This window comes from Methylocystis bryophila, assembly GCF_027925445.1.
Lineage (GTDB): Bacteria > Pseudomonadota > Alphaproteobacteria > Rhizobiales > Beijerinckiaceae > Methylocystis > Methylocystis bryophila.
In genome coordinates this window covers 906,724-933,475 of record NZ_AP027149.1, presented here as the reverse complement: position 1 = coordinate 933,475, position 26,752 = coordinate 906,724, and the positions used below count along the sequence as shown (strand labels likewise).

General features: G+C 64.3%; 26 protein-coding genes and 1 pseudogene. 15 read left to right on the top strand and 12 right to left on the bottom strand.

The window, feature by feature from the left end; all coding sequences use genetic code 11:
• Positions 1-42 precede the first annotated feature (42 nt).
• From QMG80_RS04300 to fba, 3 genes are all read left to right on the top strand, one after another.
• The gene (locus QMG80_RS04300; RefSeq protein WP_245299888.1) at positions 43-531 is read left to right on the top strand and encodes a nucleotidyltransferase domain-containing protein; all 489 of its coding nucleotides are present in this window, start codon (positions 43-45) and stop codon (positions 529-531) included.
• Positions 528-920, top strand: coding sequence for a HEPN domain-containing protein (locus QMG80_RS04295; RefSeq protein WP_085771689.1), 393 nt, complete (start codon positions 528-530; stop codon positions 918-920). The genes QMG80_RS04300 and QMG80_RS04295 overlap by 4 nt, the downstream gene beginning before the upstream one ends.
• Positions 921-1,248: 328 nt before the next feature.
• Positions 1,249-2,313 (top strand): class II fructose-bisphosphate aldolase, encoded by a 1,065-nt coding sequence (gene fba, locus QMG80_RS04290; protein WP_085771688.1) that lies wholly within the window; start codon positions 1,249-1,251, stop codon positions 2,311-2,313.
• 82 nt (positions 2,314-2,395) lie between these two features.
• Here fba and QMG80_RS04285 read toward each other — a convergent pair whose 3' ends face one another.
• From QMG80_RS04285 to QMG80_RS04270, 4 genes are all read right to left on the bottom strand, one after another.
• Complete coding sequence (locus tag QMG80_RS04285) at positions 2,396-2,962, bottom strand: hypothetical protein (RefSeq protein WP_085771687.1); 567 nt, start codon at positions 2,960-2,962, stop codon at positions 2,396-2,398.
• 3 nt (positions 2,963-2,965) lie between these two features.
• Entirely contained in the window at positions 2,966-3,205 is a 240-nt protein-coding gene (locus tag QMG80_RS04280; RefSeq protein ID WP_085771686.1) for a CDGSH iron-sulfur domain-containing protein, read from the bottom strand.
• A gap of 15 nt (positions 3,206-3,220) precedes the next feature.
• Complete coding sequence (gene trxB / locus QMG80_RS04275) at positions 3,221-4,171, bottom strand: thioredoxin-disulfide reductase (RefSeq protein ID WP_085771685.1); 951 nt, start codon at positions 4,169-4,171, stop codon at positions 3,221-3,223.
• A 228-nt stretch (positions 4,172-4,399) separates the two neighbouring features.
• Positions 4,400-5,488, bottom strand: a complete 1,089-nt coding sequence (locus QMG80_RS04270) for a mitochondrial fission ELM1 family protein (RefSeq protein ID WP_085771684.1) — start codon at positions 5,486-5,488, stop codon at positions 4,400-4,402.
• A gap of 92 nt (positions 5,489-5,580) precedes the next feature.
• Between QMG80_RS04270 and QMG80_RS04265 the strand changes: the two genes are divergently transcribed.
• Positions 5,581-6,438: a bifunctional 5,10-methylenetetrahydrofolate dehydrogenase/5,10-methenyltetrahydrofolate cyclohydrolase gene (locus QMG80_RS04265; protein WP_085771683.1), complete on the top strand. Its 858-nt coding sequence runs from the start codon at positions 5,581-5,583 to the stop codon at positions 6,436-6,438.
• Positions 6,439-6,559: 121 nt separating this feature from the next.
• On the opposite strand, the gene der is transcribed toward QMG80_RS04265, so the two are convergent.
• Both der and QMG80_RS04255 read right to left on the bottom strand, forming a co-directional pair.
• Positions 6,560-7,957: a ribosome biogenesis GTPase Der gene (gene der / locus QMG80_RS04260; RefSeq protein ID WP_085771682.1), complete on the bottom strand. Its 1,398-nt coding sequence runs from the start codon at positions 7,955-7,957 to the stop codon at positions 6,560-6,562.
• A 95-nt stretch (positions 7,958-8,052) separates the two neighbouring features.
• Positions 8,053-8,817: a tetratricopeptide repeat protein gene (locus tag QMG80_RS04255; RefSeq protein WP_085773670.1), complete on the bottom strand. Its 765-nt coding sequence runs from the start codon at positions 8,815-8,817 to the stop codon at positions 8,053-8,055.
• A 453-nt stretch (positions 8,818-9,270) separates the two neighbouring features.
• On the opposite strand from QMG80_RS04255, the gene QMG80_RS04250 reads away from it, so the two are divergent.
• The 4 genes from QMG80_RS04250 to QMG80_RS04235 all read left to right on the top strand — a co-directional run bounded on the left by QMG80_RS04250 (position 9,271) and on the right by QMG80_RS04235 (position 13,170).
• Complete coding sequence (locus QMG80_RS04250) at positions 9,271-11,007, top strand: hypothetical protein (protein ID WP_158658717.1); 1,737 nt, start codon at positions 9,271-9,273, stop codon at positions 11,005-11,007.
• Positions 11,008-11,096: 89 nt separating this feature from the next.
• Positions 11,097-11,780, top strand: a complete 684-nt coding sequence (locus QMG80_RS04245) for a c-type cytochrome (RefSeq protein ID WP_085773669.1) — start codon at positions 11,097-11,099, stop codon at positions 11,778-11,780.
• An 11-nt stretch (positions 11,781-11,791) separates the two neighbouring features.
• Positions 11,792-12,409 carry a c-type cytochrome gene (locus QMG80_RS04240; RefSeq protein ID WP_245299887.1) on the top strand — a complete coding sequence of 206 codons (618 nt, stop codon included), beginning with the start codon at positions 11,792-11,794 and terminating at the stop codon, positions 12,407-12,409.
• A gap of 50 nt (positions 12,410-12,459) precedes the next feature.
• Positions 12,460-13,170: a c-type cytochrome gene (locus QMG80_RS04235; RefSeq protein ID WP_245299886.1), complete on the top strand. Its 711-nt coding sequence runs from the start codon at positions 12,460-12,462 to the stop codon at positions 13,168-13,170.
• Between the two features lie 27 nt (positions 13,171-13,197).
• On the opposite strand, the gene QMG80_RS04230 is transcribed toward QMG80_RS04235, so the two are convergent.
• Together QMG80_RS04230 and QMG80_RS04225 are read right to left on the bottom strand one after the other, a co-directional pair.
• Positions 13,198-13,485 carry a type II toxin-antitoxin system RelE/ParE family toxin gene (locus QMG80_RS04230; RefSeq protein ID WP_085771679.1) on the bottom strand — a complete coding sequence of 96 codons (288 nt, stop codon included), beginning with the start codon at positions 13,483-13,485 and terminating at the stop codon, positions 13,198-13,200.
• Complete coding sequence (locus QMG80_RS04225) at positions 13,482-13,721, bottom strand: CopG family ribbon-helix-helix protein (protein ID WP_085771678.1); 240 nt, start codon at positions 13,719-13,721, stop codon at positions 13,482-13,484. The genes QMG80_RS04230 and QMG80_RS04225 overlap by 4 nt, the downstream gene beginning before the upstream one ends.
• Before the next feature lie 251 nt (positions 13,722-13,972).
• Between QMG80_RS04225 and QMG80_RS04220 the strand changes: the two genes are divergently transcribed.
• Together QMG80_RS04220 and QMG80_RS04215 are read left to right on the top strand one after the other, a co-directional pair.
• The gene (locus tag QMG80_RS04220) at positions 13,973-14,140 is read left to right on the top strand and encodes a hypothetical protein (RefSeq protein ID WP_158658716.1); all 168 of its coding nucleotides are present in this window, start codon (positions 13,973-13,975) and stop codon (positions 14,138-14,140) included.
• Between the two features lie 283 nt (positions 14,141-14,423).
• Positions 14,424-14,921 carry a phosphate-starvation-inducible protein PsiE gene (locus QMG80_RS04215; RefSeq protein ID WP_245299885.1) on the top strand — a complete coding sequence of 166 codons (498 nt, stop codon included), beginning with the start codon at positions 14,424-14,426 and terminating at the stop codon, positions 14,919-14,921.
• A 209-nt stretch (positions 14,922-15,130) separates the two neighbouring features.
• On the opposite strand, the gene QMG80_RS04210 is transcribed toward QMG80_RS04215, so the two are convergent.
• The 3 genes from QMG80_RS04210 to QMG80_RS04200 form a co-directional block, all read right to left on the bottom strand.
• Positions 15,131-15,274 carry a hypothetical protein gene (locus QMG80_RS04210; RefSeq protein ID WP_199769099.1) on the bottom strand — a complete coding sequence of 48 codons (144 nt, stop codon included), beginning with the start codon at positions 15,272-15,274 and terminating at the stop codon, positions 15,131-15,133.
• 194 nt (positions 15,275-15,468) lie between these two features.
• A complete protein-coding gene (locus QMG80_RS04205) occupies positions 15,469-16,257 on the bottom strand; it encodes a tRNA-uridine aminocarboxypropyltransferase (RefSeq protein ID WP_085771676.1) in 789 nt (262 codons plus the stop codon).
• Between the two features lie 116 nt (positions 16,258-16,373).
• Positions 16,374-16,685 carry a hypothetical protein gene (locus tag QMG80_RS04200; protein ID WP_085773666.1) on the bottom strand — a complete coding sequence of 104 codons (312 nt, stop codon included), beginning with the start codon at positions 16,683-16,685 and terminating at the stop codon, positions 16,374-16,376.
• Between the two features lie 530 nt (positions 16,686-17,215).
• Between QMG80_RS04200 and QMG80_RS04195 the strand changes: the two are divergent.
• From QMG80_RS04195 to hrpB, 3 genes and pseudogenes are all read left to right on the top strand, one after another.
• Positions 17,216-17,728, top strand: a pseudogene (locus QMG80_RS04195) (DEAD/DEAH box helicase); the annotation flags it as partial.
• A 218-nt stretch (positions 17,729-17,946) separates the two neighbouring features.
• The gene (locus tag QMG80_RS04190) at positions 17,947-18,912 is read left to right on the top strand and encodes an outer membrane protein (protein ID WP_245299884.1); all 966 of its coding nucleotides are present in this window, start codon (positions 17,947-17,949) and stop codon (positions 18,910-18,912) included.
• A 274-nt stretch (positions 18,913-19,186) separates the two neighbouring features.
• Entirely contained in the window at positions 19,187-21,742 is a 2,556-nt protein-coding gene (gene hrpB / locus QMG80_RS04185) for an ATP-dependent helicase HrpB (protein WP_085771674.1), read from the top strand.
• An 81-nt stretch (positions 21,743-21,823) separates the two neighbouring features.
• Here the strand turns inward: hrpB and QMG80_RS04180 are convergent, their stop codons facing one another.
• A complete protein-coding gene (locus QMG80_RS04180) occupies positions 21,824-22,315 on the bottom strand; it encodes a GNAT family N-acetyltransferase (RefSeq protein ID WP_085771673.1) in 492 nt (163 codons plus the stop codon).
• A 396-nt stretch (positions 22,316-22,711) separates the two neighbouring features.
• Here QMG80_RS04180 and fdhF point away from each other — a divergent pair, with 396 nt between their 5' ends.
• Together fdhF and QMG80_RS04170 are read left to right on the top strand one after the other, a co-directional pair.
• Entirely contained in the window at positions 22,712-25,591 is a 2,880-nt protein-coding gene (gene fdhF, locus QMG80_RS04175; protein WP_085771672.1) for a formate dehydrogenase subunit alpha, read from the top strand.
• 200 nt (positions 25,592-25,791) lie between these two features.
• On the top strand, positions 25,792-26,709 hold the full coding sequence (locus QMG80_RS04170) for a LysR family transcriptional regulator (protein ID WP_085771671.1): 918 nt from the start codon (positions 25,792-25,794) through the stop codon (positions 26,707-26,709).
• Positions 26,710-26,752 lie beyond the last annotated feature (43 nt).

Below are 26,752 nucleotides of genomic sequence, written 5' to 3'. Positions count from 1 at the left end.
GGCGAGCGCCCGAAGCGCCCGTGATGTTCACGCCTTGTCGCCATGACGCCGACAACTCTGCGTCTTACTCGTCAAGGCGGTGAGCATGGCGAGCGGTGGGGCTTTGTCAAGCACGCGCTTCCCGCCGGGCTCGGCGTCGGGCCAAAATCGGAGGCCTCGATAAGAATGGCCACGAGGCGCGAGATAGGCTATAAATTTCAGATGGCTAGTAGAGCGGCTGCCGACCCGATCCTACAGCGTTTCCGCGCCGCCGTGAGCGATTTATACGGTGACCGCGTGGCGCGCGTGGTGTTGTATGGCTCACGCGCGCGGGGCGACGCGCGACCGGATTCCGATTACGACATCGCCGTTTTCTTGCGCGGGGACCTGCCCGACCGCCTTAGGGAGGTGCATCGCCTCGCCGATGTCAGCACAGCTATTCTTTACGACATAGGCGGAGTCATAAACGCACTGCCTTATGGGGCGGACACTTACGACGACCCCCGGATGCCGCTCATGCACGAAATTCGCCGAGAGGGCGTCGACCTATGAAGCCGCAGAGCGCCGCCTTCCTCGAAAAGGCGCGCGCGCTTCTCGAAGAGGCGGAGACGATGCTCAGGGTCGACCTCAATGACGCCGCCGGACGCACGGCTTATCTTGCGGGCTTCCATGCAGCGCAGGCCCTCATCTTCGAAGCCATGGCGCGGGTGGGCAAGACGCATTCCGGTGTGCGCAGCGAGTTTGCGCGCCTCGTGAAGAACGAGCCCCGCCTCGATAATGAGCTCCGTGGTTTCCTCGGCTACGCCTATCAGCTCAAGGAGATCGCCGACTATGAATTGGGCTCGGGCTCCAAGGTGAGCGCGGAGAATGCTCGCGCGGCGCTACTGACGGCGCGCCGTTTCGTGGCTTGCGTGGAGGGACTTCTCCCTGCGGATGGCTAGAGTCTCCGCCACCGGGGCTACCCCTAGACTTTAAGCGGTTTTCCGCGGGCTTTAGTCCCAGAGCCGCCCGCATTGGCGCCGACGTCACGGCGAAGCCCCGCATCCCGTGGCGAGCGGTCGGCAGCCGCCCCCGAACGCGACTGTGGTGGGATCGTCGCGCCTGATTGTGCCTAATTGCGATGAACTCGATCCATTTTCGAGTTAGCCGTAATGCTAAGGTGTCGCAGAAAAGATTACCCTCACGCGTCGCCTCCTGGAGCTTCCTGCATGAAGCGTGTAAAGCATCGCGCGAATCCGTAAGCCCTCCGGTCGCCCAGGAGAGACCCCCATGGCCCTCGTCACGCTCCGCCAATTGCTCGATCACGCCGCCGAACACGACTATGGCGTTCCGGCCTTCAATATCAACAACATGGAGCAGGGTCTGGCCGTGCTGGAGGCTGCCTCCTCAGTCGATGCGCCGGTCATCATCCAGGCCTCGCGCGGCGCGCGCTCTTACGCTAATGACACGATGCTCGCCAAGATGATCGAGGCGCTCGTGATCATGTATCCGGACATTCCGATCGTCATGCATCAGGACCACGGCAATAGCGAAGCGACCTGCGCCTCGGCGATCCGCTTCGGCTTCTCCTCGGTCATGATGGACGGCTCGCTCGAGGCCGACGGCAAGACGCCGGCGAATTACGACTACAATGTCCGCGTGACGAAGAACGTCGTCGATCTCTCCCATTGGGTCGGCGCCTCGGTCGAGGGCGAATTGGGCGTGCTCGGCTCGCTCGAGACCGGCGAGGGCGAGAAAGAGGACGGCCACGGCGCCGAGGGCAAGCTCTCCCACGACCAGCTCCTGACCGATCCGGGCCAGGCCGTCGATTTCGTCGCCAAGACCAAGGTGGACGCGCTCGCCATCGCCATGGGCACCTCGCATGGCGCCTACAAGTTCTCGCGCAAGCCCGACGGCGCAATCCTCGCGATGAAGGTCGTCGAGGAAATCCATCGCCGCCTGCCGACGACGCATCTCGTCATGCACGGTTCTTCCTCCGTGCCGCAGGATCTGCAGGACGCCTTCAATGCGGCCGGCGGCGAGATGCCGCAGACCTGGGGCGTGCCGGTCGAGGAGATTCAGCGCGGCATTAAGTTCGGCGTGCGCAAGATCAACATCGATACGGACTGCCGCATCGCCATGACCGCGGCGATCCGCGCGACGCTCGGCAAGAACAAGGGCGAGTTCGACCCGCGCAAATATTTGAAGCCCGCGCAGGAGGCGATGAAGAAGGTCTGCAAGCAGCGCTATGAGGAATTCGGCGCGGCGGGCCAGGCGAGCAAGATCAAGCCGATTCCGCTCGCCGAGATGGCCAAGCTCTATGCGGCGGGCAAGCTCGATCCCAAGATCGCCTGAGACGCGTTGCGACTTGAGCGGAAGCTCTCTCCGGGGGGGAGGCGTAGCGCATGCGTCGCCTCCTCGCAGCCCGCGCCAAACATTACGCGGCCGCCGCTTTCTTCTTCCAGTAGTAAAATCCGAAGCCGCCGCCCACCACGAGGGCAAAAGCGCCAAAGAGCAGATAGGCGGAGGTTTCGGCGGTATCCATCAGCCCGACTGTGAAGGGATGCCGGCCGACATATTCGGTTTTGCCGTCATCACTCGTGAGCTTGGCGAGCAGCACATATTTCCCCGCCGTGTGGAACGGGAAGTCGAAATTCACCATGCCGTTGCGGTGCTTCTCGACCGGCAGCTGATAGACGATGTCCCCCGGCGCGTCGCTGCCGATTCCGTCGCCCTTGGGGTCGCCGATCACGCGAATGTCCCAGGTCATTTCGCGCAGCTCCGAGTCGGGCGCGTCGAGCGCGATGACGGTCGGCCCGACGTCGCCCAAGGCGTCGCAGACCCGGTCGATGTTTTTCTTGGGCTGCATCGCCACGAATTTCATCGACTTGGCGCCGAGCGCGATCGGGCACTCGGGATCGTAATAATGCCAGCCGGCGGCGCGGCTCGTGACGGGCGCGAGCGTCGCGCACAGCAGGGCGAGGGCTAGAAGGCTCGATCGCATCGCTCAAAGCTCCTTGTGCGCGCCATCGCACAAAGGCTCCTTCTTCGTCGCCTTGCAGCCGCAAAAGAACGCCTTGCCGGTCGCCTCGGCGGTATAGGCGACGGGGCCGATCCCGGTCCCCTTGTGGGCGCCGTCGCAAAAGGGCTGCGTGGCGCTGCGCCCGCAGGCGCACCAGTAATAGGTCTTCCCCGTCTCGACTTCGACCGGCATGGATTTCTTCTGATAGACGACGCGTTCCGTCATGGACTCTCTTTCCGATTAGACGAGCTGCGTTTCGAGCAGGAATTTCTCCGCATCGAGCGCGGCCATGCAGCCGAGCCCCGCCGCCGTCACCGCCTGCCGATAGACCTCGTCGGCGACGTCGCCCGCCGCGAAAACGCCCGGCACATTCGTGCGCGTCGTCCCTGGCTCGACGAGGATATAACCCGAGGGCTTCAGCGCGAGCTGCTCCTTGAAGAGATCGGAGGCCGGGCTGTGGCCGATCGCGACAAAGAGCCCGTCCGCCTCCAGCGTGGTTTTTGCTCCCGTCGTCACATGCTTCACGCGCACGCCCGTCACGCCGAGCGGGGACTCAACGCCGAGAATTTCATCGACCGCATGATCGAAAAGAATATCGACATTGGCCTGGGCCTTCAGCCGCTCTTGTAGCACGCGCTCGCCGCGCAGCTCGCCGCGCCGATGCACGAGCGTCACATGCGCGGCGATATTCGATAGATACAGCGCCTCCTCGATCGCCGTATTGCCGCCGCCGACGACGACAACGCGCTTCTTGCGAAAGAAGAAGCCGTCGCAGGTCGCGCAGGCGGAGACGCCATAGCCCTTGAACTTCTCCTCGCTCGGGATGCCGAGCCAGCGCGCCTTGGCGCCGGTCGCGACGATGAGCGCGTCGCATGTGTAGCGCTGGCCAGAATCGCCGATGAGCGTGAAAGGACGGCTCGAAAGCCGCGCCTCGACGATGTGATCGGCGATGAGCGTCGCCCCGACATGCTCGGCCTGGCCGCGCATCTGCTCCATCAGCCAGGGGCCCTGGATCGGCTCGGGAAAGCCCGGATAATTCTCGACCTCGGTCGTGATCATGAGCTGTCCGCCCGCATCGAAGCCGGCGATCAGAATGGGCTCGAGCATGGCGCGCGCGGCGTAGATCGCCGCCGTGTAGCCGGCGGGGCCGGAGCCGATGATGATGAGCTTGGCGTGGCGGGGAGCGGTCATGAGCGAAGGGCTTCCTCGTGGTCGGCATGGGTTAGCACTACGTACGCGTGGGGCGCCACCCCCTCCCCGGCCCTCCCCCGCTTCGCGATGCTTGCGGGAGAGGGAGGACTGCTGCGTTACGCCTTGTTCGGCTATGCCCCGCTCTGCCGATCAAGCGCCGGGTCTGCCCCCTCTCCCGCTTGCGACCCGCTTGCGGGGGAGGGTTGGGGAGGGGGCCATCCAAAGGCTTCAACCGGCTTCCTCTCCATCCTCATAATCCAGCAGCTGATCGGGGTTCGGCGGCCGCCAGGCCGGGAGCGGCGGCAGCTCGCCTTTGAAGACCTGATAGGCGCGCCGGATCGCCGCGGCGACTTTGGGCGTCTCGTTGATCGGCTCATAGGTCCAGCGCTCGGGCGTCCCGGTCCAGGGCCGCACCGCGCCTTCGCTTTGCAGGCGCTCGAGGAAGAGCTTGATCTTCGCGCTGCCGCCGCTCGGCGCGAAGATATGGACGGGCGCGCCGGTCGCGACCGCCTCGCCGATCATGCTGACGCTGTCCGCGCTCACGAGGATGAGATCGGCCGCGGCGAGCATGGAGAAATACGGGTTCTCGCCCTCTTTGTCCCAAATCCACCCTGGTCCTTCGGCGAGCGCGGCTTGCAGCGACCGGACGATCATCGCGGGCGTGCGTCGCGAGGCGGTCGCCATCACGCTGAAGCCCGCCGAAAACAGCGCCCGCACGGCCTCCTGCAGGGCGCCGGCGACCGCTGGCGTGAATTGGAAATGGCGGTTGTCGCCGCCGACGAGCAGCGCCGCGCGCGGCGCGGGCAGCGCAGCCACACGCGGGTCCGGGTCGCGCCGCTGTCGCGCCAGGCGCTCAGACGAGACTCGATGGGCCGGGGTGATCGGCGTTATGACATTCGGGCCGAAGAATCCGTCGTGAAGCGGGGAGACGATGAGATCGGCGGCCGCGCGGCCCGTCGCGGGACGGTTGACGTAGACCGTGAACACCTTGCGGCCGGAGGCGAGCTTGAGGCGCTTGAGATAGGGAAGCGTGCGGCGGCCGGCGGCGAGCGCGATGTCCGGCCAAGGAGGCCCGATGGGACTTCCCGGCCGGCTTTCCCGCTCGCGCCAATCGAGCGGGCCGAAAGGCGCGAGAACTTCGAAGAATTTGCGCGGATGGATGCAGCGGATGTCGGGCTCGAGGCCGAGCGCCTCGGCGATGCCGAGCGTCTGCGCGTCATGGCCCGCCAGACCATCGGAAAGGATCCGCAGGTTGAGGGCATGCGCCGCCGGGACGAGCGCCTGCCTCGCGGGAGTCTTGGGGGAGTCGGGATTCACGGCGGCTCCGTCTTCTGCGCCTTCACCAGTTTGCGGCTCTGGGTTTGGGCGCTAAATCATGATGTCCGCAGGCTCTTGGAAGGCAGTCGATCATGAGGCGTCTTTATAGCAAGGAGATTGTGGCGGAGCGCAAGGCGCGGCTCGTCCAATCGATCGCCACGTTGAAGCAGCAGGGAATCAAACCTCGGCTCACCGCCATTATTTGCTCCGAGGACGCGGCGGCCCAGAGCTATGTCGCGGTCAAACGCAAGCACACGAATGAGGTGGGCGCCGCATTCGAGGCCGTCGATCTCTCCGGCGTGCGCGACCAGGACGATGACGCGCGCGCCATTCAGGCCCTCTGCGCGCGTCCCGACGTTCATGGCGCCATCCTCGTGATGTCGTCCAAGCCGGAAACCGACGAGCTCGATCTCGCCAATCTCATTCCGGCTGAGAAGGACGTCGACGGCCTGTCGGCGTCGAATCTCGGCGCGCTGGTGCAGCATGGCGCAAAGCAGCGCTTCACCGAGCCGGCGACGCCAAAGGCTTGCATGGCGCTCGCCTCCTCGGTGTCGGAGATCGCCGGCAAGCGCGTCGCGGTGATCGGGCGCGGGCGCACGGTGGGCCGCCCGCTCGCCAATATGCTCATCAGCGCCGGCGCCACCGTGACCGTCTGCCACTCGGGCACGAAGGACATTCCGCTGATCACACGCGAGGCGGAGATCGTCTTCGTCGCGACGGGCCGCCCAAAGGGTTTCGGCAGGGAGTATTTTCGCGACGGTCAGCTCGTCATCGACGCCGGCATCGGCTTTATCGACGGGAAGGTCTCAGGCGACGTCGACAGCGCCGCGTTGGAGGACCTCGACCTTACCCTCACGCCCGTTCCCGGCGGCGTCGGGCCGCTGACCTCGGTGCTGATCTTGGAAAATCTGCTGCAGCTCATCGAGCGGAGTCGGGAAAATCACCGGTGAGAGGCGCTAGATCACGCTGCGTCCAGGCGGAATCGCCTGAACGCAGAAAAACGTGATCGATTCTAAAAACTTAGAGCGCGATTTGTGCGAAAAACCGGCTCCCACTTTTTCGCATCGCGCTCTACCCTCTCTTCTTCCCCTCATAGGGGTTCTCGCCCGTGCGCTTCGAGATGCGGATCGGCACACCCGGCAGATCGAAGGACTTGCGCAGGCTATTGATCAGATAGCGCTCATAGCTCGTCGGCAATTCGTCGAGCTGATTGCCAAAGAGCGTGAAATGCGGCGGGCGGCTTTTGGGCTGCGTGACATAGCGGATCTTGATGCGCCGTCCGGAGACGGCAGGCGGAGGGTTCTCAGACAGCGCGCTTTCGAGCCAGCGGTTGAGCCGCCCCGTCGAGACGCGCTTGTTCCAGACCTCATGCGTCTCGATGATCGCCTGCATCAGCGCCTCGAGACCAAAGCCCGTCGTCCCCGAGACGGGCACGACTTTGCACCCGCGAAGCTGCGGCAGCAGGCGCTCGGCCTCCTCGCGCAGCGTGGTCAGCGTCTTGCCGCGATCCTCGACCGCATCCCATTTGTTCAGGCCGATGACGACCGCTCGGCCCTCCGAGGCGGAAATGTCGGCGATGGTCAGATCCTGCTTCTCGAAGGGAATGGCGCAATCGACGAGCAGCACGACGACCTCGGCGAAGCGCACGGCGCGCAGCGCGTCGGCGCCCGCGAGCTTCTCTAACTTGTCGACGACGCGGGCGCGCTTGCGCAGCCCCGCCGTGTCGAAGAGCTTGATCTTGCGCTCGCGCCACAGGAAGTCGATCCCGATGCTGTCGCGCGTGATCCCGGCCTCGGGCCCGGTGAGCAGGCGCTCCTCGCCGAGCAGACGGTTGATGAGCGTCGATTTCCCGGCATTGGGGCGCCCGACCACGGCGATGCGCAAGGGCTTCGTCAGATCGAGGTCGCTGCCGTCCTCGTCTTCGTCGAGTTCTCGTCGAGGCGATGTTTCTTCTTCCGGCGGGGCCTCGGTCAATTCGGGCAGCGCGAGGCGCAGGGCGTCGAAGAGGTCGATGAGTCCATCGCCATGCTCGGCGGAGAGCGGCACAGGATCGCCAAGGCCCAGCGCATAGGCGTCGAGCACGCCGGCCTCGCCCGCGCGTCCCTCGGCCTTGTTAGCGGCGAGGATCACGGGCTTGTCGGCCCGGCGCACGAGATCGGCGAAATATTTGTCATCCGGCGTCACGCCGACGCGCGCGTCGATCATGAACAGAATCGCGTCGGCCTGCTCCACCGCCGCTTCCGTCTGCCGGCGCATGCGCCCGATGAGCGAGCTGTCGGCGCCCTCCTCGAGCCCCGCCGTGTCGATGATGGTGAAGGTGAGATCGGCGAGCTTGGCCTGGCCCTCGCGCCGATCGCGCGTCACGCCCGGTCGATCGTCGACGAGCGCGAGCTTCTTGCCGACGAGCCGGTTGAAGAGCGTCGATTTGCCGACATTGGGCCTGCCGACGATGGCGAGCGAGAAGGTCATGGTGGTGGCCCGGGACTCGACGACGAAAACCCCTCCCTGTCCCTCTCCCGCGAAGCGGGGGAGGGACAGGGAGGGGGCAGCGGTAAAATGCCCGCCTATTTCTTCTCGATCGGCTTCATCTCGACCGTCACGCCGGCGTCGGCCGGGTCCTGACCGTCGGCCGATTCGACGACGGGCGTGATGGAGGTGATCCCCCCGGCCTTCGCCTTGACGCCGCGCGCCGCATGCAGCAGGCCCTGATAGGCCTGGGCGCGCTGGCGCATGCCCGCCGGCGCGTTGGGGTCGCTCAAGAGCAGGTTGAACACGCGCTCCGCCTCGTCGAAATCCTTGTCCTCGAGCGCGTCGAGTCCAGTCCATTCCTGCGCGCTGAAGCGGAAGACGCCGTTCTCGGTCATGAGCGGGCCGAGCTTCATCATGCTCTTTTCGCGGTCGCCGAGCTCCATGGTGTACATCGCGCTGCGCAACTCCGCGACGGCGCGGGTCAGGCTGTCGACCTTCTTGTCGTCGGAAACCGCGTCCAGGAGCTCGATCGCCTTGGCCTTGTCGCTCTTGGCGATCTCCTCGGCGCCGCGCAGCCGCGCAAGCGTCGCATAGCCCGGCTGGCCGCTCTTGGCGATCGCGTCGAAGGCGGCGACGGCCTCGGCGCTCTTGCCGGCGTCTGCGTCGGCGACCGCCGCGAGGAAGCGCACATTGGCGGCCTCGGCCGCTTTGGTCCGCTCGGACTTATAATAGCTCCAGCCGCCCGTCCCCGCGACGATCAGCACCGCCGCCACGATGACCGGCGTCTGAAAGCGCTTCCAGAGATTTTCGACCTGGTCTCTTTGGACTTCCTCGTCGACCTCTCGGAAAATATCGGACATGACCGCTCCGGAACCCTTGCTTGCGCCCCTTTCGGCGCTCCTTCCGCCTGTTAGCATGGCGGGCGCGGCGGCGCCAGGAGAAGGAAAGCAGGCGTTTCGGCGCCGCTTGCGCTTTCGCGCATTGGAAACAATTTTCGGCATGCCTCGGCAGGATCAGAACCATCATTCCGGGATGCAGGGGAGCGTAAGATAAAGACAGTCGATCATCGCGCTGCGAATTCGATGGCTGCACAGCTTACGGTCGCCGCTCTGTTTGCTCATAGCCCGCTGAATATTATGGCGTAGCTGGATCATCTTATTGTGAGACGCAAAAGGCCTAGCCAAGGCTATGTGACGCAGCTTAAACTACTCTTGGATTCGCAAGCGCCGTCGCGGCGCTGACTTTGTGAATGTGCATTTGGGCGGAGGCTTCGGGGCTGCCGCCGAATGGAATTTCAGCGGGAGGAGTCCGCCTTGCCGAGAGAGAATCGCGCGTCGGCGCCGCCGTCCTCAAGTGCCGCCGCGGCACGCTCCCTTCCGAGAAAGGCTTTCGCTTTCGGCGCCCATAGGCTCCTCGGCGCCCTTGGCGCCGCCGCCGTCATTTTCGTGGTCGTCGGCTTGTCGGCGCCGGCAGAGGCGGTGCCGAGCTTCGCCCGCCAGACCGGCCAGCCCTGCGCCACCTGCCATACAAACTTCCCCGAACTCACGCCCTATGGGCGGCGCTTCAAGCTGGGCGGCTACACGGCCACCGGCGGGACCGAGCCCTGGGAGGTTCCGCCGATCGCCGCCATGGTGCTGCCGACCTTCACCAAGACCAAGGTTCAGCAGGACATGCCGCCGACCAATACCGGCGGCTATCCCGACGCGCATGTGAACGACAATTTCGTCATGCAGCAGGCAAGCCTGTTTTACGGCGGCAAGATTTACGAAAATCTGGGCGCTTTCGTCCAAGGCACCTATGACAAGGCGGATCAGCGCACATTCCTCGACAATACCGATATCCGCTACACGCGGACGGTGAATATCGGCGGGATCGACGCCATCATCGGCCTGAACGCCAACAACAATCCGACGGTCCAGGACGTTTGGAACACGACGCCGGCCTGGGGCTTTCCCTATGTGGCCGCGAGCCTCGGGCCGGCCTTTTCGCCGCCGGGGACGCAGATCGAGGGCAGCTGGGCGGGCACGACGGTCGGCACCGGCGCCTACGCCTTCCTCAACGACATGCTTTATGTGGAGACCTCGCTTTATCACCCCATGTCGAAAGGCATGCTGGGCGCGCTCGGCTACGCCTGCGGCTATAATGCGGATTACATCAGCAATGTGCAGCAGGGCTGGGCCCCCTTGGCCTATCCGAGCGTCGCCGGCCTCCCGTTCCCGGCCTGGCAGCCCTTCACCCAGAACCCACAAAACTACACAATCGCCTGCTCGTCGAGCTCGCTGGCCAACGCCTCGCCCTATTGGCGCGTCGCGCTGGAGAAGAACTGGGGCGAGCACTCGCTGATGATCGGCGCCTTCGGCTTTTACCCTGACGTGCTGCCGGGGCGGATCATCGGCTATGGCGTCGACCATTACCGCGACATCGGATTAGACGCGCAATACCAGTATATCAGCGGCGTGCATGCGCTGACCCTGCAGCTCACGCACATCAGCGAGATGCAAAATCTCAAAGGCACCTATGCGCAGGGAATCGCCTCGCAATTCATCGCCGCCAACAACATTCTCAACATCTACGGCCTGCCGGTCTCGGGCGGCTACGCCTCGTCGTCCAATCCGCTCAACTATCTGACGAGCTTCAAGGCGACGGCGGGCTATACGTGGGACCACACGCTGAGCGGCTATGTCAGCTACTTTCACGTGACCGGCTCGCCGGACTTCACGCTCTATGGCAATGCGATGCTGGGCTGGCTGGGCTCCGTGAGCGCCGGCGGCCTCGGCGGCTATCCAAATTCGGGTCCCTCCGCCGTCGGCTTGCCGAACGGCGCCGGCCTCATCTTCGATTTTGCTTACATGCCCTTCAGCAAGGGCGGCCCCGAGGCCTGGCCCTGGGCCAACGCCAAGATCGGCGTTTCCTACACGCATTATCTCTCGATGTGGGGCGGGACGTCGAATTTCGACGGCAATGGGATCTTTTACAACGGCAGCAGCTGGCGGACGCATAGCGCGACCGACAACAACACGCTGTTTTTCTACACCTGGATCGCGTTCTGAGCGGACGCGAAGTTCACCAGACGACTCCGGCTCTGACGCCGAAGAACCGAAAGAGTTGACGACAGCAGGACATGGGCTGGGGGAAAATCATGAGGCGGACGAGTCTGGTTGCGGCGCTTTGCGCGGTTTTGATCGCCCTCGCCTTCACGGCGGCGGGCTGGGCTCGACAGCGCGTTTGGCATGTCGCGGCCCAAAGCGGTTTCGAGGCGAAGGTCGAATATTGCAAGACCTGCCACGGACTCTCCGGCGAGGGCTATCGCGGCTACTACCCGATACCGCGGCTGGCGGGCCAGCAGCCCAAATATATCGAGAACCAGCTCAGGGCGTTCCTCGAGCGTCGGCGCAAGAGCCCGCTCGGCGCCGCCCGCGAGGCGGGGGCGGAGGGGGTCATGCTCAATGTGGCGCATGGTCTCTCACCCGCTCAGTTCGGCGCCCTGGCGGCGCATTTTCGATCTCTCGATCCCGCGCCCCTGGGCGGCGCGCCAACGGAGCAGATGTCCCTTGGCAAGCGCATCTACGAGAATGGACTGCCGGAAACCAATGTGCCCGCATGCATGGCCTGTCACGGGCCCGACGGGAAGGGCGGGGCCGAAATCCCGCGGCTCGCTGGGCAGCTCTACCCTTACACGCTGCACGAGCTGGCCTATTGGACCCGCGAGCGTGGCCAAAACGGCGCTAAGGACGACGTGTCCGCGATCATGATTCCGACGGTGCAGAATTTAACGCCCGCGCAGGCTTCCGCCGTCGCCGCCTATGTGAGCTCTCTGAGATGAAGCGGAGCGCTTTGACAAGGACGCGCTCATTCTGCTCGTCGGCCGGTCAGGCGGCGGCGATTGCTTTTGCCTGCTGGTCGTCAAGCCCCGGGACGCAAGCGCAAGAGGCGCTTCCCACTCGCAATTGCACGTGGTGCCATGGATCGTCGGCGCAGGGCTTCTCCACGGCGCCGCGGATTGCCGGACAAAAGCCGCATTACATCGTGCGGGAGCTGCTGGCCTTCAAAGACCACAGCCGCGACAATCCCACCTCCGCGCAATATATGTGGGGCGCCACGGCGCGGGTCAGCCCCGAGCTCGCAAGCGAGTTCGCAGCCTATTTCGCGGCGCTGCCCGCTGAGCCCGCCAATGACGGAAACAGCGCCCTCGTCGAGGCGGGCAAAGCACTGTACGTGCAGGGCGCAGCGGAGGCCAATGTCGTCTCCTGCGTGGTCTGTCACGGGCCCAACGGAGAAGGCTTTGAGGCCATTCCGCGCTTGGGCGGACTCTCCTACGGCTATTTGAAGAGCCGGCTGGAGCAGTGGTCGCAAGGCTTCCACGCCTCGGCCTATCCCATGCCGCGCGTCGCGACGAGCCTCTCGCCAGAGGAGATCGACGCGCTCGCCTCTTATCTGAGCTTTCTGAAATAGCTCGTCGCGTCGGCCAACACGCGATGCCTTGGAATTGAGGGAGCCTTCTGATGACGCCACTTCGCTCGCTGCTCTTGTGCTGCTTCGCTCTCCTTGCGCTGCTCTGCTCGACGATGGGGCGCGCCCAGGGGCTCAATGCGGAGACTCCAAAGCCAGAAGCAACCAAGCCAGAGGCCGCCAAGCCAGAGGCCGCCAAGGCGGAGACGCCGCCGAGAGCCGAGATCGAGGCCAAGCTCACCTATTGCAAGACCTGCCACGGCGTCGCCGGGCAAGGCTTTCGCGGCGACACGTCGATGCCGCGTCTCGCCGGGCAGCAGCCGGAATATCTCCAGAGCCAGCTGCAGGCTTTCAGCGAGCGCCGACGCGTCAACCCGGTGATGTTCAACGTGGCGCATGTCTTGAAGCCCGGCATGCTCACGGCGCTGGCCGAAAGCTTTCAAAACCTCAATCCGAAGCCGCTCGGCGGCGAGCCGAGGGAGCTGATCCCCGCCGGCAAGAAGATCTTTGAAGAAGGCGTTACGGCGACGAACGTCCCCGCTTGCGCGTCTTGTCACGGCGAGGACGCCAAGGGCCAAGGCGCCATGCCGCGCCTCGCCGGCCAGCTCTATGAGTACACGACGAGGAAGCTCGTGAATTGGAGCAAGGAGCGCGGCCAGGACCCCGCCAAGCCCGACTCCTCGCAGGTCATGGAGCCCATCGCGAAAGGCCTCACGCCGCAGCAGATCTCCGAGGTCGCGGCTTATCTCGGGTCGCTGGAGTAGCGGTGGGTCTTTTCAGTCACTGTGGCTTCATTTGAAGCTATCCCGCCAGCGACGTGAGCCGTGAAGGACGGCGAGGATTTGCACCACGTCACCGCATACGCGGTAAGGGATAATGTACGGCGTGCCGGTGACGACTAATTCTCGTGTTCCTGGAACACGGCCCGGACGTCCGACATGCGGATGTTTCGCCAACAGCTCGGTTCGATCGAACATGTTCGTAACGACGCGAGCGGCGGCGGCTGGGTTTTCGCGCGCGATGTCATCGCCGAGTTCCTCGAAATCGCGTAGCGCCGGAGTCGTCCAGCGCAGCCTCATTCTCTAACTGCGAATTTCATCCTCACGCGCGCCAACTCCTCATCGCTGGCGAAGTCGCCGCCGTCGGCGGCTGTGATGCCGGCTTCGATCTTGCCGACTTGCCAAGCGTTGACGGCCAGGTAATCCTCGATGGCCTTGGCTACGAGCCAGTTGCGCGGGCGTTCGGTTTTCTCGGCGAGCTGGTCAAGCGCGCCAAGCATCGCCTCATCAATGCGGACGGTGAATGCGGCGGACATGAGGTTGCTCGTGTTATTGTTACGTTGGTGCGGTTCGGTTCGCTTGTATTCTAGTAGAAACCGCATCCGCTTTCCAGCCTAACTATCGGTCTTCACTTCCTCGGTTGACCACGGGAACGAGCGCGCGCTTCAAATCCGCCGCGTCGCGCGTCACGACTATCAGCCTGTGATGCTGGGCCGTCGCCGCCATGAACAGGTCTGGCCGCGAGAGGGTGTGTCCGGCCCTGCTGCTCGAACATCGGGCGCACACTGTGAGTGAGCCAATCGCAGAGCTCGGCGCGGCGCGTGGCGTCCTCGACGAGATCGATGCCGAAGCGGATCTCCTCACTTGCGTTCAGCACGTGCTCTTGTCCTCCGACACTCAAAAATCTAGCGTCGCGAACTTAGATGTGAGGGGTCCCTATTGCGGGGGATTGTGACACGCGGCTCACGGGCCAAGACAGGGGGCCACTCAAGCTCGCCGGCCAGCTCTATGATTACACGACAAGAAAGCTCACGAATTGGAGCAAGGAGCGCGGCCAGGACCCCGCCAAGCCCGATACGTCGCAGCTCATGGAGCCCATCGCGCATGGCCTGAGCCCCCCTTTGCGCGCCGCTTGTACCGTTAAGCTTTCGAGTGGACGCGCCTTGTCAAAACCGTCGAACCGCCGGACACTCCGGTCCGCTGAAATAAGGCTTGTGCCTCATCTTCTCGGAGTGAGCATGCCCGAAGAATGCGTGGAGCGAGTGAAGCCCATGACGCAGGAAAGCCCCGACCCGCGTCTGCACGCCGTGCGGCGCATGCGTGAGATCCTCGACCCCTTGGGCTATTTCGCTTCCGAGGGGTTTCATCTCCTTGGCCTGTTTGCGATCCTCGCCGTGACCTTCGTTGCGGGGGCGCAAGCGCTCATGAGAATGGCCGCGCAGGGGGTCGTGTCGATCGAAGACCTGCTGCTGCTGTTCATCTATCTCGAGATCGCGTCGATGGTCGGCATTTATTTCCGCACCAACGCTATGCCGGTGCGCTTTCTGCTTTACGTCGGCATCACGGCGCTGACGCGACATATGATCGGTTATGTGCAATTGGACTCATCGCCCGACGCCGGCGTTTTGATCCTGGCGGGGGCGACGCTCATTCTGGCTCTCGCCGTCTTGGTCGTGCGCTATGCTTCGGCGGTTTACGGATCCCGGGAAGGCAATCGAGAGATCAAGACCGATTGAGCTTTGCGTGGGCGAAGCTCGACGCATCGCGGATCGTGAAGCCATCGCTCATGGGTTGACGCCGCAGCAGATCTCTGAGGCCGCGGCTTTTCTCGCGCCGCTGGAGTAGCGTCTCGGCGCTTTAGAGGATGGATCGAGCGGTCAAAACGCAGAGATCGCGCGCGGGTGGCGGGGCCCGCCCGGCGCGGCGCTCTTGTCTCGTTGCTCGCTCAGGACTTCTTCACGAACGGGGATATCGTTTGGCCGTCCTTGCCCTGGGCGATCTTGTAGGCGGAAGGGGCGGCCTTCGACTGACCCTTGTCCGCCTTCGGCTTTTTGGCCTCCTTGTTGCCCTTCGCTTGACCTTTCGCCATGACTTCCTCCTTTTTGATGGGCCGCCATGTGTCGCGGATCGATCAATCTAGCATGCTTTCTTGGACCGCCGGGTTTAATTGCTCTGCGCCCCGCGCATAAGCCCCGCTCCAGGGCTTTTTGGCAGTGCATGGCGTTGCGCCAAACGCTTCCCAACGAATGGACGCGTGAACGCGATTTCCCGAGTCCAGCCCGATCATGGCTTAGAAACGGCCGATCGACGGCGACGCCCTCCCCAACGCTTCTTGGGGGGCCCTCCAGAGCCTTTCGAAACGGCGGCGCGGTCGCCCAAGGCGCCGTGCGACTGCGCGGAGCGGTAGCGGGCCAGCATAAGCGCGAAACTGGCGTGCAGCGCCGTTTCGATTTCGGGGCGTTGTTCCATCCGGCTGAGCGTCAGAGCGGCGGCTTCGATGGTCGACAGCCCTTCGCGGCGCGGCTCGCGACGCAGCCCGCCATAGAGCGAGGCGCGCCGCGGATTCAGCACCAGGCGCTTGGCCTTTAGAACCCAAGCGTTTCGCCACCAGAGCGTCTTCGCTTGGGCCCACGTCCCGTCGAAAATCACAATGCCCTTGACCCCTTTCAGCGCATGATCCTGATCGGGAATCGCAACGCCCTTCTTGTCGAGCACGACAAGCTCTCGGTCTTTGGGCAAATCGCTGCTTCTCGCGGAGCCGAGATGCAGGATCGCCCATTCGGCCGGATCGGCGGGCCGGCCAAGCGCCTTGGCGAGACTGGGCCATGACAGTCCGATCTTGAATACCGAATTGGTCAAATGCAGCGTTGCGAGTCGAGCGCTTCCGAGGAGTCGGTCCTGCTCTTGAGGGTGCTGCAGCACGAGCAGGCCGACTTTGTTGTCGATCGGCGTGACGGCGTCACAAATGCAGAGTGCGGCCGGCTTCGAGCAGCGCGGGCAATCGGCCGTATCCGCCGCGACGGGCGGAGCGATGTCCAGGGGATCGGCGTCGATCGGTTCTTGCGGGGGCATCGCCGTTCATACACTGGCGCGGCAAGATTCACGAAGGACGAAATCGATCGAGCAGCATCGCCGAGTTGGGAGCTGCGGCCCCATCGAGGTCGCAGTCCCGCCTTGAGGTTTACTCACTATTCCACCAGGCCGCGCGCAATGCCGCCGGGGATATGGCAGGAGCATCCAGTTGCGAGCACGCCCGGCTCCTGGAGCAGGCACGTCTTGACGGAAGTCACGCAGTAGTTTCCACTCGCCACGGCCACCACCACAGGCGTATAGCCGGGCGCGACGTAGTCAGAGGCTACGACGTAGTCGGATGCTACGACTGGGCCCCGATGCCAGCCCCTGCAACCCCTGTGATAAGCGTCGGCCGGGCCTGAATAAGCGAGCGCCCCAACGCCGAGCGCTGTCGCCGCAAGCAGAACTATCAAGCTTTTGAGTGTCATCATCGCCTCCACACTTTGACGATGGATTCCGCATCCGTATTTTACGTGTCTCGCGCCAAGGCTTCGTCAAGCGAACTCGGCTAATTTCTTCGGTCGGAGAAGCTGAAACATAAGTATTGCTGCTACGAAAACCGACGTCAGCGGCCGCTCCTGCAAGATCAACATATTTTTAGACCGCCATGAGCTTGACATTATACGGGCCAGCGAATTCTGCTTTCGATGGAAGCGGTCTTATCGGAGCTGGCCAAGCACATCGGCAACGCCGCCGCGCAAATCAACTGCCTTTGCGCGACAAGGCAGGTCGCACATTTCGGCGTCAAAATTGCGTTCGCAGAGGCACAGAGTCTTGGTTTCGAAAGTTCTTCGGCCGTCAAGTCGACCAAGCCCGACTCGATGAAATGAAGCAGCTATTTGCCGGTTACGAGAAGAAACTGTCTTAAGGGTTCTCCCGCCTTCGCGAAGTTCCATCCGTCTTGCCACCGCCTGCCGTGATCGCGCATCTGTAGCGGCCCGAACTCCTGGAGCCCCGCTTGGTCCGCGCCTTTGCCGATCGCCTGCCGATCGACGACATCCTTCCCGAGCTCGACGCCGCGCTCGATAAGCAGCCCAATCTCGTGCTGGTCGCGCCGCCCGGCGCCGGCAAAACCACGCGCGTTCCGCTCGCGCTGCTCGACGCCTCCTGGCGCGGCGACGGGAAGCTGATCCTGCTCGAGCCGCGCCGTCTCGCCGCGCGCGCCGCCGCCAGCCGTCTCGCCGCGACGCTGAAAGAAAACATCGGCGAGACCGTCGGCTTGCGCATGCGGTTGGAGACCAAAATCTCAGGCAAGACGCGCATCGAGGTCGTCACTGAGGGCGTTTTCGCCCGCATGATTCTGGACGATCCGGAACTCAAGGGCGTCGCCGCCGTGCTCTTTGACGAGTTCCACGAGCGCTCGCTCGACGCCGATCTCGGCCTTGCGCTAGCGCTCGACGCGCAGGCGGGCTTCCGCGAGGATTTGCGCCTCGTCGCCATGTCGACGACGTTAGATGGCGCACGCGTCGCGACGCATGCTGACCCTGACCGGTCGTCGCCCGCATTACTGCAACGCGGCGAGACGTCTTGAGCTTGATCAAATGATGTGTGGCAATTTTGTTACACGGCCTGAGAAAATGTATGTAAACGCCTCAATCGAACGACTAGTTTCCTTGACTATTTGTGGGGCGGCCCTGATGATTATGTAAAGGAAAAGCTTATTTAGAGGCAGAGAGAAGGAAGCATACGATGCTGAAATCTTTCCTTTCGGCGACGGCGCTCAGCCTAGCACTCACCGCGTCGGCCTTCGCAGCCGACCTTCCATCCTACAAGGCACCCCTCGTCGCGCCGCCGCCGCCGTTCACCTGGACGGGCCTCTATGGCGGTATCAACATCGGCTATGGCGTCGGCAATGGCGATCAGGACTCTGGGTACGCGGTCACCCTCTTTCCGGCCTCCTTTGGAATCCCGGGCTGGACCATTTCCAACGATTTGAACGGCGTGGTCGGCGGCGGTCAGGTCGGCTACAACTACCAGTTCAATCCGTGGCTGGTCGTCGGCCTCGAGGCGGACCTCCAGGCGAGCGACGTGCACAGCCAGGGAACCGGCGTGGGCATTGGAACGCTTGGAACGGGCTCCGCCTTCATCCCCCAGCTCAACCCGGCGACGAGCAATTTCGTTTTCGCTTCCCAGAACAAGAGCGTCGACTGGTTCGGCACGGTGCGCGCACGCGTCGGCGTGACCCTCCCAAGCTTCCCGAGCCTTTTGGTGTATGGAACGGGCGGCTTAGCCTATGGCGGCGTGGTTCACAGCGTCAACGCTTCGGACTTCTTTCCCAGCGCCCGTACCGCCTTTCCGGTAGTCCGCTTCGGCGCGGGCGCGATCTACGGCTCGGGCGGAAACTATGACAGCACGAGAGTCGGATGGACCGCGGGCGGCGGCGTCGAGTGGTCCCCGTTCACGACTTCTCCGCTGTTGAAGACCTTCTCGGTAAAGCTCGAATATCTTTACACCGACCTCGGCTCGACCACGATCTACGGCAGTGCTATCGGCGCCACCCCGGGCTTCCTCCCGTTCCGCCCCCTTACCGCCCCATTGTCGAATGCGGGTTTCGCCTACCGGCAGGCCTCGGCGACCCGCTTCCAAACGGTGCGTGTCGGCGTCAACTGGCACTTCAATCCCTTCGCCGCCGATCCGGTGCTCGCGAAGTATTGATCAGATTGGGGCAGCCCCGTCTGAAGGCTAAAAAACCCCGGCCTTTTTGCGCCAGGCGGGGTTTTTAAGTGCGCGCCGGTGTTCGCGATAGAAACGGAGACCAGACGTTCGGCCGATGTCCGGGGACGGCGCAAACCGGAAGCGCCAAAGCGTTTGTCTCTGGGCGGGAACGTGAGCAGGGACGCGTTCCATCCGGCGCAGTGCAGTATCGCCCATCTTGCCAGCGCCTGCGGCAATCGCGCATCTGTAGCGGCCCGAACTCCTGGAGCCCCACTTGGTCCGCGCCTTTGCCGATCGCCTGCCGATCGACGACATCCTTCCCGAGCTCGACGCCGCGCTCGATAAGCGGCCCAATCTCGTGCTGGTCGCGCCGCCCGGCGCCGGCAAAACCACGCGCGTTCCCCTCGCGCTGCTCGACGCCTCCTGGCGCGGCGAGGGCAAGCTCATCCTGCTCGAGCCGCGCCGTCTCGCCGCGCGCGCCGCAGCGAGCCGCCTCGCCGCAACGCTTAACGAGAGCGTCGGCGAGACCGTCGGCTTGCGCATGCGGTTGGAGACGAAAGTCTCCGCCAAGACGCGCATCGAGGTCGTCACTGAGGGCGTCTTCGCCCGCATGATTCTGGACGATCCGGAACTCAAGGGCGTCGTCGCCGTGCTCTTCGACGAGTTCCACGAGCGCTCGCTCGACGCCGATTTCGGCCTTGCGCTGGCGCTCGACGCGCAGGCGGGCTTGCGCGAGGATTTGCGCCTCGTCGCCATGTCGGCGACGTTAGACGGCGCACGCGTGGCTAAGCTGATGCGCGGCGCGCCGGTCATTGCGAGCGAAGGCCACGCCTTTCCCGTCGAGACGCGCCATATCGGGCGCGATCCCTCCCTGCGGCCGGAGGAGGACATGGCGCGCGCGATCATGCGCGCCGTGGGCGAGGAGGAGGGCTCGATCCTCGTCTTCCTGCCCGGCCAGGCCGAGATCCGTCGCGTCGCATCGCTCCTCGAGGAGCGCGGCCTGCCGCCAAACGTGGAGCTCGCGCCGCTTTATGGCGCGCTCGATCGCGGCGAGCAGGATCGCGCGATCACGCGGCCGCCCGCGAGTAGGCGCAAGATCGTGCTCGCGACCTCGATCGCCGAGACATCGCTCACGATCGAGGGCGTGCGCGTCGTCATCGACAGCGGCTTGTCGCGCGTGCCCCGTTTCGAGCCGGGGCTGGGGCTCACGCGCCTGGAGACGATCCGCGCCTCGCGCGCCAATGTCGAACAGCGGCGCGGCCGCGCAGGGCGCGTGGAGCCCGGCGTCTGCTACAGGCTTTGGGAGGAGGCGGCGACCGGGGCGCTGCCCGCCTTCGCCGAGCCCGAAATCCTCGCCGCCGATCTCTCCGGCTTGGCGCTCGATCTCGCGCATTGGGGCGTGAGCGATGCTTCAAGCCTCGCCTTTCTCGATCCGCCGCCCGCCGCCGCCTGGGCCGAGGCGCTCTCGCTCTGCAAGGCGCTCGGCGCGCTGGATGAAGACGGCCGCCTCACGGAAAAAGGCGCGGCGATGCGCAGCCTGCCCGTGGCGCCGCGTCTGGCCTCGATGATCATCGAGGCGGCGGGCCAAGGCGAGGGCTTGCGCGCGGCGCGGCTCGCGACGCTGCTGTCTGAACGCGGGCTCGGCGGCGATGATCCCGATCTCTCGCATCGCCTGGAGCGCTTCGCCCACGAAAATTCGCCGCGGGCGCGCGACGCGCGGCGCCTGGCCGAAGGGATTGCGCGGGCGGCGAGCAAGGACGCCCCCTCTCCCCGCCTGCGGGGAGAGGGCCCGGGTGAGGGGCCAAGCGCTTCCCCAACTGCCCAAGCCCCTCTCCCTAACCCTCTCCCCGCAGGCGGGGAGAGGGAATTCTCCGACGGCGCCCTCATCGCGCTGGCTTTCCCCGATAGGATCGCCAAGGCGCGGGGCGCGGGCGCCTTCACCATGGCCAATGGCCGCGCGGCGTCGCTGCCGCCGGAACATGCGCTTTCGCGCGAGGCCTATCTCGCCGTGGCCGAGATCGCCGGTCGCGCCGGCGCCGCGCGCATTCTCGCTGCGGCGGCGCTCACACTCGCGGAAGTCGAGGGGGTCGCCGCAGGCCGCATCGAGGCGCGCGAGGAGACTCGTTTCGAGCCCGAGAGCGGCGCGCTGCGCCGGCGGCGCTTCAAGCAGCTCGGCGCGATCCGGCTCTCCGAGCAGAATCTCGCGATCGAGCCCGATCTCGCCTCGGCGCAGATGCTTGCCCAAGGCGCGGCGAGCCTCGGAATCGCGCGGCTTCCCTGGAGCAAGGCGCAGAGCCAGCTGCGCGACCGCGTCGCCTTCCTGCGCGCGGCGGAGGGCGAAGACTGGCCCGATCTCTCCGATGCGGGGCTCGCCGAGAGCGCCGCCGATTGGCTCGCGCCGTGCATCCTCGGGCGCACGGGCCTTGCCGCGATCGAAGCGGGCGATCTCGACGCGGCGCTCGCTACGCTTCTCCCCTACGCCCTGCGCCGCCGTCTGGATGAAGAGGCGCCGGCCATTTTCGAGACGCCGGCGGGTTCACACATCGCGCTGGATTATGCGGCGGCCAATGGCCCGCTGCTCTCGGTGCGCGTGCAGGAGCTTTTCGGCCTCGAGCGCCATCCGACCTTGGCGAAAGGCCGTGTTCCCGTGACGCTGGAATTGCTCTCGCCCGCACATCGCCCGATCCAGACGACGCGCGATCTGCCCGGCTTCTGGAAGGGTTCCTGGAACGACGTCAAAAAGGAGATGAAGGGCCGCTACCCGCGCCATGTCTGGCCCGACGATCCAGCGAACGCCCTGCCGACGAGGCGCGCGAAGCCGAAGGGCTAGCGCGACGATTTCCATGTCGCCCTCAACGGCGCACGGAATGAAATCCTTGATGTCTTCGCCAAGGGTGCGCCCCGTTCTTTGTCAGTCCAACTTCTTCTCATAGGTGATTTCATAAGGGTGGAAGCCGGCGCGCTCATACGACGCTCGGGCGAGACTATTGCTGCTCAGTGCGACGACACGAATGCGTTCGACGCCGAAAGCTGCAAGTCGCCTCTCCATGGCCGCCAGCAGCAACGCGCCGATGCCCTGAGTTCGATATTCGGGCAGCACGCAAATGTCCGCTATCAACCCGTGACGATTGGAGCTCTCGGTCTCTGCGATGGCGTCGCTTTCTTCCACCCAACCCGCGACAAAGCCGGCGAATAGGCCGTCGAGGTCGGCTTTCAAGATTGCGCCGCTCACGGCCGTTCGACCAAGGAGCTGCGCGAGATAGGCGTCTGCAACATCCTCCCCGGGCCGTCTTGTGTCGTGCAGCGCGCGTTCGTGCTCCTGCAGCGCGACGATGGCTCGACGCAGATCGGGGCCATCCGAGGCGTTCGCCGACAGGATCGAAATTCGGGGCATCAGCGGCATTTTCAACTCCGTGATCCGATCACGTGCGCCAAAATTATCCGAGTTTGTCAGTCTATTCGGCTTCCGCCACGATAAACAGAAGAGAACCCACAGTCTGGACGCTTGAAGCGGAATCCGCGCGCATCCTATTTGATACGAGGAGTCAAGTTGCTCATCGCCTGCATGTTCATCGCGCTGTTAAGGAGCGCTCAGCTGAAAATCTGTTGGAGCCTGCCGCAACAAATGGTTTCTAGGTCGGCGCCGACCCATCCCTCGACCTTTTGTCGATAGGCGAATCCCATAGCCGCACGAAATAGCCTTATTGACCGGCCGCCTCCATTCCTCAATATTCATCGCAATGTAATATGAATAAATAACGCAGGCGCGGCCCTGCGGGGCGCTGGGGAGGAGGCGGTCATGCCGCTCATCAAGGAAATCGACTACGGCACGTCCGAGGCCAAATCCGGGAAAACCGTCACGCTGACGATCGACGGGCGAGAGGTTTCCGTTCCCGAGGGAACGTCGATCATGCGGGCGGCGATGGAGATCGGGATCGCGATCCCAAAGCTCTGCGCGAGCGACAACATCAAGGCTTTCGGCTCCTGTCGCCTCTGCCTCGTCGAGGTCGAAGGGCGCGGCGGCCTGCCCGCCTCCTGCACGACGCCGGTCGCGTCGGGCATTGCGGTCAAGACCTCCACCCCGCGCCTGGACGCGATGCGCCGTGGGATCATGGAGCTCTATATCTCCGACCATCCGCTCGATTGCCTGACCTGCTCCGCCAATGGCGACTGCGAGCTGCAGGCGATGGCCGGCGCGGTGGGCTTGCGCAAGGTGCGGTACGGCTCTGAGGGCCGCAACCATGTCTTCGCCCGCAACGCCGGGCGCCCCAACGAAGACTGGAAGCCCAAGGACAAGTCCAATCCCTATTTCACCTACGATCCGTCGAAGTGCATCGTCTGCAACCGATGCGTGCGCGCCTGCTCCGAGGTGCAGGGGACCTTCGCGCTGACGATCGAAGGCCGTGGTTTCGACTCGCGCGTCTCTCCCGGCATGGGCGAGGCTTATATGGAGTCGGAATGCGTCTCCTGCGGCGCCTGCGTGCAGGCCTGCCCGACCGCGACCCTCATCGAGAACTCCGTGATCGAGATCGGCCAGCCGGAGCATTCGGCGGTCACGACCTGCGCCTATTGCGGCGTGGGTTGCAGCTTCAAGGCGGAGATGCGCGGCGAGGAGATCGTCCGCATGGTTCCCTGGAAGGACGGTAAGGCCAATCATGGCCATAGCTGCATCAAGGGGCGCTTCGCCTATGGCTATGCGCTGCACCGCGACCGCGTGCTCTCGCCGATGATCCGCAAGAAGATCACCGATCCCTGGACCGAGGTGAGCTGGGAGGAGGCGATCGCTTACGCCGCTTCAGAGTTCAAGCGCATCCAGGAGAAATACGGGCGCTTCTCGGTCGGCGGCATCACCTCGTCGCGCTGCACGATCGAGGAGACCTATCTCGTCCAGAAGCTCATTCGCGCCGGCTTCGGCAACAACAATGTCGACACTTGCGCGCGCGTTTGCCATTCGCCGACCGGCTACGGGCTCTCTCAGGCCTTCGGCACTTCGGCGGGCACGCAGGATTTCGACTCGGTCACCGAAGCCGATGTGATCCTGATCATCGGCTGCAATCCGACCGACGCGCATCCCGTCGTCGGCTCGCAGATCAAGAAGCGGCTGCGCGAGGGCGCGAAGCTCATCGTCATCGATCCGCGCAAGACCGAGCTCGTGCGCTCGCCCCATATCGAGGCGGCTTATCATCTGCCGCTGCGGCCGGGCACGAATGTCGCGATCGTCACGGCGCTCGCCCATGTGATCGTAAAAGAAGGCCTCGCAAACGAGGCCTTCGTGCGCGCGCGTTGCGATTGGGATGAATATGAGGACTGGGCCGCCTTCGTCACGGAAGAGCGCAACAGTCCCGAGGCTGTGGAGAAATACACCGGCGTCCCGGCGCCTCTCGTGCGCGGCGCCGCGCGACTCTACGCCACCGGCGGAAACGCCACGATCTATTACGGCCTCGGCGTCACCGAACACAGCCAGGGCTCGACGACAGTGATGGCCATCGCCAATCTCGCCATGGCGACGGGCAATCTCGGGCGACGCGGCGTCGGCGTCAATCCGCTGCGCGGTCAGAACAATGTCCAAGGCTCCTGCGACATGGGGTCCTTCCCGCATGAGTTCCCCGGCTATCGCCATGTCTCGAACGATGAGGTGCGCCACGCTTTCGAGAAGGAGTGGGGCGTCGCGCTCGACGCCGAACCCGGGCTGCGCATCCCCAATATGTTCGACGCGGCGATCGACGGCGTGTTCAAGGGGCTTTATGTCCAAGGCGAGGACATCCTGCAGTCCGATCCCGACATCAAGCATGTCTCTGCGGGCCTCGGCGCCATGGAATGCGTCGTGGTGCAGGACCTATTCCTCAACGAGACGGCGCATTACGCGCATGTCCTGCTGCCCGGCGCGAGCTTTCTCGAGAAGGACGGCTGCTTCATCAACGCCGAGCGGCGCGTTCAACGCGTGCGGCGCGTGATGAGCCCCAAGGCCGGCTTCGCCGACTGGGAAGCGACCCAGCTTTTCGCCAAGGCGATGGGCTGCGACTGGAGCTATTCGCATCCAAGCGAGATTCTGGACGAGATCGCGCGCATGACGCCAGCGTTCAAGAATATCTCCTATGCGCGGCTCGAAAAGGACGGCTCCGTCCAATGGCCCTGCAACGACGCGGCGCCGGAAGGCATGCCGATCATGCACATCGAGAGCTTTGCGAGAGGGAAGGGCAAATTCGTCATTACCGAATATGTCCCGACGGAGGAGCGCAGCGGACCGCGCTTTCCGCTGTTGCTGACCACGGGTCGCATCCTCTCGCAATATAATGTGGGGGCGCAGACGCGCCGCACAGAAAACAGCCAGTGGCACCCCGAGGACGTGCTGGAGATCAACCCGCAGGACGCGGAAATGCGCGGCGTTCGCGACGGCGATTGGGTGCGCGTGCACAGCCGCGCCGGCGAGACGACGCTGCATGCGAAGATCACCGACCGCGTCGCGCCGGGCGTCGTCTACACGACCTTCCATCACCCCCTCTGCCAGACCAATGTGGTCACGACGGACAATTCCGACTGGGCGACGAATTGCCCCGAATACAAGGTCACGGCCGTGCAAGTGTCGCCCTCCAACGGCCCGACGGATTGGCAGGAACGTTATCGCGAGATGTCGGAGCTCTCGCGCCGCGTCGCGCCGCCGGTCGAAGCCGCGGAGTAAGCAGCGCCGGCTCCCAGTGGAAGGCCGCCGCGCCGAGCTTGGAGCCTTGAAGCGGGCGAAGACTGGCGCCGATGCGCCGGCGCTGCGGACAGGGAGCAAGCCGCGCGCCTCGGGCTTCGAAGCCATCGCCGCGCCCGTCTCGCAATGAAGGATCGACGAAAGCTGTCCCCGAGCCGGCAGCGCAGCAATGGAAGGACGCCATGCTGATCCGTCATCTCTCGTTCTTCGCCACGCTGGCGAGAGAGAAGCATTTTGCGCGCACGGCGGAGATCTGCAACGTCACACAACCAACGCTTTCGATAGCCATCCGCAAGCTCGAGAATGATCTCGGCGTTCCGCTCGTACGGAGAGGGCATCGTTACGTCGGACTGACTCCAGAGGGCGAGAAGGCCCTCGTCTGGGCGCGCCAGATTCTGAGCGATTTCGCGAGCATGCGCGAGGAGATCGCGACTGTGAAAGGCGGCCTCACCGGCGCCTTGCGGCTTGGCGTGGTGCCGGCGGCGATGCCGGCGATCGCGTTCCTGACCGCTTCGTTCTCGGCGGCCCATCCCGGCGTGGCGATCGATATCCAATCTCTCACTTCACGCATGATCCAGCGCGGTCTCGACGCCTTCGATCTCGACGCCGGCGTGACCTATTTGAAGAGCGAGCCGCTAGAGAACGTCAGAAGCTTGCCGTTGTACGACGAACGCTATGTCTTCGTGACGCAGAAGGACAAGCCCTGCGCGCGCGCAAACGCCATCGCCTGGGCCGACGCCGCCAAGGAGAAGCTCTGCCTCCTGAGCGACGACATGCAGAATAGGCGCATCCTCGATCGGCTCGCGCAATCAATCGGGATCAAGATCACGCCGCCCATTGTCTGCAATTCCTTTCTTGGCGTCTGCTCGCATCTGCGTTGCGCGGATTTCGCCAGCATCGTTCCGCATACTTTCTTCAATGTCTTCGGAGCCGCGCCTGACCTCGTGGGACTCGATCTCATTGAGCCGAGGCACGCCCAGGCGATCGGGCTCGTCGTCGCGGATCGCGATCCGGCCTCGCCTCTCGTGACCGCGCTCGTTAGCTGCTGCCGTCAATTGGACCTAGAGAATCGTCTGGGCGCCGGCGTGTCGGGGCATTGATCGACGGCTGTTTCATGTCCCATTCGAGCAGCAACGCGCTAAG